Below are 7392 nucleotides of genomic sequence, written 5' to 3'. Positions count from 1 at the left end.
AGGTGCCCGGCCCGCGTCCCCTGTCATGGCGGCATCTGCATGTCCAAGTCGCATCACATCAAGCGTTTGGGCAGGGACAATCTCCGAGCCAGAACCTAGCCGAAGCGCTCCTGGAACACGGCGGTGAGCAGGTCTTCGAGCTCGTCCGCGAACGGCCCCTCGCAGTCCCGCCCCAGCAGTTCGCCCAGGTTCGTCGTGGCCGCCAGCAGCGCGGCGCGGCGGGCCGGGCCGTGGTCCTCCCCCCGCAGGCAGTCCAGCAGGTCGATGTGCGCCGGACCGGTCAGGATCGAACCGTGCTGCAGGAAGCGGTCGGGGTGCCGGCGCTGCGCCGAGCCGACGAGCTTGCGCCCGCCGACGGTCACCTCGTGGCGGCCGGCGGTCTGGAAGCACACCGCGCCGCGGGCCGCGGCCAGGCTCTCGCCCTGCGAGATGTCCGGCGACAGGCCGAGGCGGCGCAGGAACTCCGTCAGCGCCCCGTTGATCGCCGAGTAGACGGCGTGCAGGTCGTCGCCGAAGCGCGCCGACGGTGCGTCCCCCGCCACGGCGTAGGTGAGCTCCTGGGCGTGGAGGATCGCGCGACCGCCGGTCGGGCGGCGCACGAGGCCCCAGCCGCGGCGGTCGATCACCTCGCGGTCGAAGTCGTCGGGGTCCTGGTGGTAACCGTAGGAGACCGCCGGCGGGGACCAGCGGTAGAGGCGCAGCACGGTCGGGTCGCCCGGCGCCCGGCGCGCGAGCAGGTCGGCGTCGGCCGCCATGTTGTCGGCGCCGGAGCGCGCGCCGTCGCGGATCACGAGCAGGCGGCCCATCTCAGCCGCAGTTGCAGGGGCCGAGCCAGCTGAGGTCGGGCCGGCGCGCGGCGGCGGCCTCGTCCAGGCGCGACACGGGCGTGGTGTGCGGCGCCGACCGCAGGAGGTCGGGGTCGCGCTCGGCCTCGGCGCGGATGGCGGCCACGACCTCGACGAAGCGGTCCAGCGTCTCCTTGGACTCCGTCTCGGTGGGCTCGATCATGATCGCCTCGTCCACGATCAGCGGGAAGTAGATCGTCGGCGCGTGGATGCCGTAGTCGAGCATGCGCTTGGCGACGTCCAGCGTGCGCACGCCGAACTTCTCCTTCCAGTCGGCGCCCGTGGCGATGAACTCGTGCAGGGTGCCGTCGGCGTGCTCGACCGTCAGCAGGCCCTCGAGGCGCTTGCGCAGGTAGTTCGCGTTGAGCACCGCGCGCTCCGAGACGCGCGTCAGGCCGTCGCCGCCCAGGCGCAGGATGTAGGTCAGGGCGCGCAGGCAGACGCCCGTGTTGCCCATGTAGGCGTGCACGCTCGGCCGGCACTCGCCGGCGCAGGCGTCGAGGCGGTAGACGCCCCCGGCCTCGCGGATGACCGGCGCCGGCAGGAAGCGCGCCAGCTCCTCCGTCACGCAGATGGGGCCGGCGCCGGGGCCGCCGCCGCCGTGGGGCGTGGAGAAGGTCTTGTGCAGGTTCATGTGCACGACGTCGAAGCCCATCAGCGCCGGTTTCGCCTTGCCCAGGATCGCGTTCAGGTTGGCGCCGTCCATGTAGAGCAGGCCGCCCGCGGCGTGGACGATGCGCGCGACCTCCACGATGTCGCTCTCGAACAGCCCCAGCGTGTTGGGGTTGGTGATCATGATGCCGGCGGTCTGCGGGCCGACCGCGGCCCGCAGCGCGTCCAGGTCGAGCCGGCCGTCCGGCCCCGACTTCAGCGTGCGGGGCTTCATGCCCGTCAGGACCACCGAAGCGGGGTTGGTGCCGTGGGCCGAGTCGGGGATCAGCACCTCGGTGCGGCCGCTCTCGCCGCGGTCGAGGTGGCGGGCGCGGATGACCTGCATGCCCAGGTACTCGCCGTGGGCGCCGGCGGCAGGCTGCAGGCTGCAGGCGGCGAAGCCGGTGATCTCGCACAGCGCGTCCTGCAGGAGCTTCAGGGCGCAGAGCAGGCCCTGCAGGTCCGCCTCGTCCTGCTCCGGGTGCAGCGAGGCGAAGCCGGAAAGCGCGGCCACCTTCTCGTTGAGCCGCGGGTTGTACTTCATCGTGCAGCTGCCCAGCGGGTACAGGCCGCGCTCGATGTGGTGGTTCAGGTTGGACAGCAGGGTGTAGTGGCGGAGCACTTCCAGCTCCGACAGCGAGGGCAGGTCCGCGGGCGCCGCGCGCAACGCGCCGGCCGGCAGCGCCGTGTCGACGTCGTCGCCGCGCCAGGCGGGCATCGTCGTGGCGCGCCGGCCGGCGCGCCCCTTGGCGAACAGACTCGTCTGCAGGTCCGCGCCCCAGCGCGCGGGCGTCGCGCCCTGCCGCTCGTGGCTCATGTTCGGCATCTCCTTCACTGCTCCAGGAAGTCGCGCAGCGCGCTCCCGTAACGCTCGATCTCGTCGGCGGTGCGGCGCTCGGTGACCGCGACCAGCAGGTCGCCCGGCCCGCAGCCCGCGAAGCCGTCCAGCGGGATGCCCGCCAGGATGCCCTGCTCGCGCGCGAAGGCGCGGAACTCGCGGGCCGGCCGCGGCAGGCGCACCACGAACTCGTTGAAGACGGGTCCGTCGAAGGGCAGCTCCACCCCGGCGATCCCGCGCAGGATCGCGCGCAGCGCCTCGCAGCGCACGCGGTTCGCCTCGCCCAGCTCGCGCAGGCCCTCGGCGCCGAGCAGGGCGAGGTACACGGTGCCCCGCGCCATGTTCAGGCCCTGGTTGGAGCAGATGTTCGAGGTCGCCTTCTCCCGGCGGATGTGCTGCTCGCGGGTCTGCAGGGTCAGCACGTAGCCCTCGCGGCCGTCGTGGTCGACCGTGCGCCCCACGACGCGGCCCGGGATCAGGCGCTTCAGCTCGTCGCTGCAGGACAGGAACCCCAGCAGGGGCCCGCCCCAGCCGCAGGGCACGCCGAAGGGCTGCGCCTCGCCCGTCGCCACGGCGGCGCCGTACTCGGCGGGCGTCCTGAGCAGCGAGAGCGAGACCGGGTTGACCGAGGCCACGACCAGCGCCCCGGCGTCACGCGCCGCGGCGGCGAGCGCGTCGACGGGCTCGATCAGGCCGAGGTGGTTGGGGTTCTGGATCACGACCGCGCCGACCCGGCCGTCGAGCAGGGCGCGCAGCGCGGCGGGATCGGTGGTCCCCGCGGCCGTGGCGGGCGCCGTGAGGATCGTCACGCCCTCGCTCGCCAGGTTCGTCTCCAGGACGCGGCGGTGTCGCGGGTTCAGGGCGGCGGGCAGGACCACGGCGTCGCGGCCGGTGCGGCCGAGCGCCATGCGGACCCCCTCGACCAGCGCCGTCGACCCGTCGTACATGCTGGCGTTGGCCACCGGCAGGCCCGTCAGACGGGTGACGAAGGTCTGCCACTCGTAGATGACCTGCAGGGTGCCCTGGGAGACCTCGGGCTGGTAGGGCGTGTAGGCCGTGAGGAACTCGCTGCGCGAGACCACGGCGTCCACGGCGGCGGGGATCGCGGCGTCGTAGACGCCGCCGCCGAGGAAGGAAGCTAGCTCGTCCTGGCCCGCGTTCAGCGCGGCCAGGTTGCTCATCACGCGCCAGACCTCCTCCTCCGACAGCGAGGCAGGCAGGTCCAGGCCCGCCGGCGGCCGCACGGCTGCGGGCAGGCTGCGGAAGAGGTCGTCGACGGTATCGAGGCCCAGGACGTCCAGCATCTCGCGGATGTCCTCTGCGGTGTGCGGCGTGTACGGCATGGGCGACTCAGCCTCCGATGAGGGCGTCGTAATCGTCGGCCGAGAGCAGCTCGTCCATCTCGCTCCGGTCCCCGATGCGCACCTTGAAGAGCCAGCCCGCCTCGAGCGGGTCCTGGTTGACCGTCTCGGGGGCGTCGAGCACCGCCTCGTTGACGGCGATCACCTCGCCGCCCACCGGGCTGAAGAGGTCCTCGACCGACTTGACGGTCTCGATGGTCCCGACCGCCTCGCCCTGCGCGACGACGGTGCCGACCTCGGGCAGTTCCAGGAAGACGACGTCGCCCAGCTCGTGGGCCGCGTACTCGGTCACGCCCACCGTGGCGCTCTCGCCCTCGGCCAGCACCCACTCGTGGTCCTTCGTGTACTTGCGGTCGCTCGCCACCATGCCGTTCTCCTCCTGCCGGTTGATGCGTCAGCGCGCGGCGCGCGGGTCGCCCTTGACCCGGGCCGCGAGGAAGGGATACGAGACCACGCGGACGGGATGCCGCCGGTCGCGGATCTCCACGGTCAGCCGTGCGGGGTCGCACCCCGCGTCGATCAGGGCCAGGGCCAGGGAGCGCCCCAGGGTCGGGCTCTTGGTGCCGCTGGTCACGAAGCCCGCGGGCTCGTCGCCGCAGAACACCGGCGCGCCCTGGCGCGCGATGGGCGCGGGGCGATCGCGGCCGACGGCCTCGGGCGCCGTCACCTCGAGACCGACGAGCCGCCGCGGCGGGCCGGCGTCCTTCTGGCGCTGCAGGGCCTCGCGGCCGACGAAATCGCGGTCCTTCAGGCGCACGGCCCAGCCGATGCCGGCCTCGAGCGGCGTCCAGTCCTCGCTGAGTTCGTGGCCGTAGAGGCAGTAAGCGGGCTCGAAGCGCAGCGTGTCGCGCGCCGCCAGGCCGATGGGCTCGACGCCCAGGTCGCCGCCCAGGGCCAGCAGCTCCTCCCACAGCGGGAGCGCGTCGGCGTTCGGCACGTACAGCTCGTAGCCCCGCTCCCCGGTGTAGCCGGTGCGCGAGACGATCCAGCGGCCGCCGGGACGGGGCAGGGCGAAGGCCGTGTAGAACTCGAGGGCGTCGAGGGCGTCGGCACTGCCGCGCAGCGCCGCGAGGCGGCCCGTCAGCGCCGCGGCCTCGGGCCCCTGCACCGCGATCATGGCGGTGCGGTCGCTGGCGTCGTCGAGCGCCACGCCGGCGACGCCGGCGGCGCGGCCGGCGACCCAGGCCGCGATCTTGTCGTGGTTGGACGCGTTGCAGACGATCATCCAGTCCTCGCGGCCGAGGCGGTAGATCAGCATGTCGTCGAGCACGCCGCCGTCGGGGCGGCACATCGCGGTGTAGACGACCTTGCCGTCCGCCATGCCGGACACGCGGTTGGTGCAGAGCCCGTCGAGCCAGGCCTCGACGCCCGGGCCGCTCGCGAGGATCTCGCCCATGTGCGTGATGTCGAAGAGGCCCACGCGTTCGCGCACCGCCGCGTGCTCGGCGAGCACGCCCCGGTACTGCACGGGCATCTCGAAGCCGGCGAAGGGGACCATGCGGGCGCCGTGGTCGCGGTGCCAGGCGGTCAGGGGGGTGGCGCGCAGCTGGGTGTCGTCGGTCGTGGTCAAGGCGTCCTCCTGAGCGAGAGGAGCGGCGGGATCCGGGATCGGGGCGGCGTCGCGGGCGCCGGCCACGCCTAATCTAAACGGCTCGGGCGGGAAGTCCAGGAGCGAAACGGCCGCGGCGGCGACGCCTCACCCGCCGCCCGCGAGCGCGCGCAGCATGGCGCCGGTGTGCGACTCCGCGCAGGCCATGACCGCCGCCAGCGGTCCCTGCACCAGCACGCGACCGCCCGCGGCCCCCCCATCGGGACCGAGGTCGATGACCCAGTCGGCGCGGCGCACGACCTCGGGGTTGTGCTCGATGACCAGCACGGTGTGGCCCTTCGCCGTCAGCCGCGCCAGGATGTCCAGCAGCCGGTCCACGTCGCAGAAGTGCAGGCCCGTGGTCGGCTCGTCCAGGATGTAGAGGCTGTCGCCGCGTCCGCCGCGCGCCAGTTCCCGCGACAGCTTGAGCCGCTGCGCCTCCCCGCCCGAGAGCGTGGCGCCGGACTGGCCCAGCCGCAGGTAGCCGAGGCCGACGCCGTCCATGACGTCCAGGATGCGCCGGCAGGCCGGCACGTTGCCCAGGAACTCGCGCGCTTCCTCCACGGGCAGGTCCAGCACCTCAGCCACGCTGCGGCCCTTGAAGGTGACCTCCAGCGTCTCGGGGCCGTAGCGCTGGCCGCCGCAGGCCTCGCAGGGCACGTCGACGTCCGGCAGGAAGTCCATGGTCAGGCGCCGCACCCCGGCGCCCTCGCATTCCGGGCAGCGCCCGGGCCCGGTGTTGAAGCTGAAGCGGTCGGCCCCGTAGCCGCGCGCCTTCGCCAGCGGGGTGGCCGCGAAGAGGCGGCGCACCGGTCCCATCAGGCCGCTGTAGGTGGCGGGGGTGGAACGCGTCGAGCGGCCGATCGGCGACTGGTCCACCAGGACCACCGATCCGAGATCCCCGTCGCCCTCCAGCCGTGCGTAGGGGGCGGGCTCGGCCGCGGCGCGGTGCAGGCGGCGGGCCAGCGCCCGGTAGAGGGTCTCGTGCACGGCGGTGCTCTTGCCGGAGCCCGAGACGCCCGTGACGACGGTCAGCCGGCGCAGCGGCACGGCGAGGTCGATGCCCCGCAGGTTGCGACCCGTGAGCCCGGTCATGCGCAGCCAGGCGTCGGGTTCGGCGCCGCCGTTGACCGGTTCCGGGTGCTGGCCGTCGCGCCGTCCGGCCAGCCAGCGGCCGGTCTGGCTGCCGGCGCAGGCGGCGACCTCGGCCGGCGTGCCCTGGGCCACGAGGAAACCGCCGTGCTCCCCGGCGCCGGGGCCGAGGTCGACCAGGTGGTCGGCCGCGAGCATCACGTCGAGGTCGTGTTCGACCACCACGACGGTGTTGCCGCGGTCGCGCAGCTTCTGCAACGTGCCGATCAGGCGGTGGATGTCGCGGTGGTGCAGGCCGACGCTGGGTTCGTCCAGGACGTAGAGCACGCCGGTCAGGCGGGATCCCACCTGCGTGGCCAGCCGCACGCGCTGGCCCTCGCCGCCGCTCAGGGTGCCCACGCCGCGCGCGAGCGTGAGGTAGCTCACGCCCACCTCGCAGAGGAAGCCGGTGCGCGTGGCGATCTGCTCGACGACGGGGCGCGCCACGGCCGACTTGAGCGGGTCGGCGAAGGACAGTCCGTTGGCCCACGCGGCCAGCTCGTCCAGGGCGAGCTCCCCGGCCTCGCCGATGTGCAGCTCGCCGACGCGCACGCCCAGCGCCTCCTCGCACAGCCGGTAGCCGCGGCAGGCCGGGCAGACGTCGGCCGTCATGAGCTTCTCGATGCCGGCGCGCACCTTCTCCGACTTGGTCTCGCGGTGGCGGCGCAGCAGCTCGGGCGCCAGGCCGAGCCAGCCGGCGAGGAAGGCGTCCCAGTGCGCGTGCTTGCGCAGCGACTTGGCGTCGGCCGGCGCCAGGCCATGCACCAGGATGCGGCGGGCGTCCGCGGGCAGGCCCGACCAGGGCGCGTGCAGCGAGAAGCCCAGGGCCGCGGCGAAGGCCTCGACTTGCGTGAACAGCCAGCCGGTCTCCTTGCCGCGCAGGAACTCGACGGCCCCGCCCGCGAGGGACAGCGACGGGTCGGGCACCAGCGACTCCTCGCGGATCGTCGGCAGGCTGCCCAGACCCTGGCAGACGCG

General features: G+C 73.8%; 6 protein-coding genes. All 6 read right to left on the bottom strand.

What is annotated here, in order from left to right:
- Window positions 1–95: 95 nt before the first annotated feature.
- Window positions 96–806: a biotin/lipoate A/B protein ligase family protein gene (locus Q7W29_10955; GenBank protein MDO9172335.1), complete on the bottom strand. Its 711-nt coding sequence runs from the start codon at window positions 804–806 to the stop codon at window positions 96–98.
- Window position 807: 1 nt separating this feature from the next.
- Window positions 808–2313, bottom strand: a complete 1506-nt coding sequence (gene gcvPB / locus Q7W29_10950) for an aminomethyl-transferring glycine dehydrogenase subunit GcvPB (protein ID MDO9172334.1) — start codon at window positions 2311–2313, stop codon at window positions 808–810.
- Between the two features lie 14 nt (window positions 2314–2327).
- On the bottom strand, window positions 2328–3677 hold the full coding sequence (gene gcvPA, locus Q7W29_10945; protein MDO9172333.1) for an aminomethyl-transferring glycine dehydrogenase subunit GcvPA: 1350 nt from the start codon (window positions 3675–3677) through the stop codon (window positions 2328–2330).
- 7 nt (window positions 3678–3684) lie between these two features.
- On the bottom strand, window positions 3685–4062 hold the full coding sequence (gene gcvH, locus Q7W29_10940) for a glycine cleavage system protein GcvH (GenBank protein ID MDO9172332.1): 378 nt from the start codon (window positions 4060–4062) through the stop codon (window positions 3685–3687).
- 27 nt (window positions 4063–4089) lie between these two features.
- A complete protein-coding gene (gcvT, locus tag Q7W29_10935) occupies window positions 4090–5265 on the bottom strand; it encodes a glycine cleavage system aminomethyltransferase GcvT (protein ID MDO9172331.1) in 1176 nt (391 codons plus the stop codon).
- 126 nt (window positions 5266–5391) lie between these two features.
- The coding region (uvrA, locus tag Q7W29_10930; GenBank protein ID MDO9172330.1) for an excinuclease ABC subunit UvrA at window positions 5392–7392 on the bottom strand (2001 nt) is incomplete at its 5' end.

It is taken from the genome of bacterium (genome assembly GCA_030654305.1).
Lineage (GTDB): Bacteria > Krumholzibacteriota > Krumholzibacteriia > LZORAL124-64-63 > LZORAL124-64-63 > PNOJ01.
This window is presented reverse-complemented; position numbering and strand designations above follow the sequence as displayed.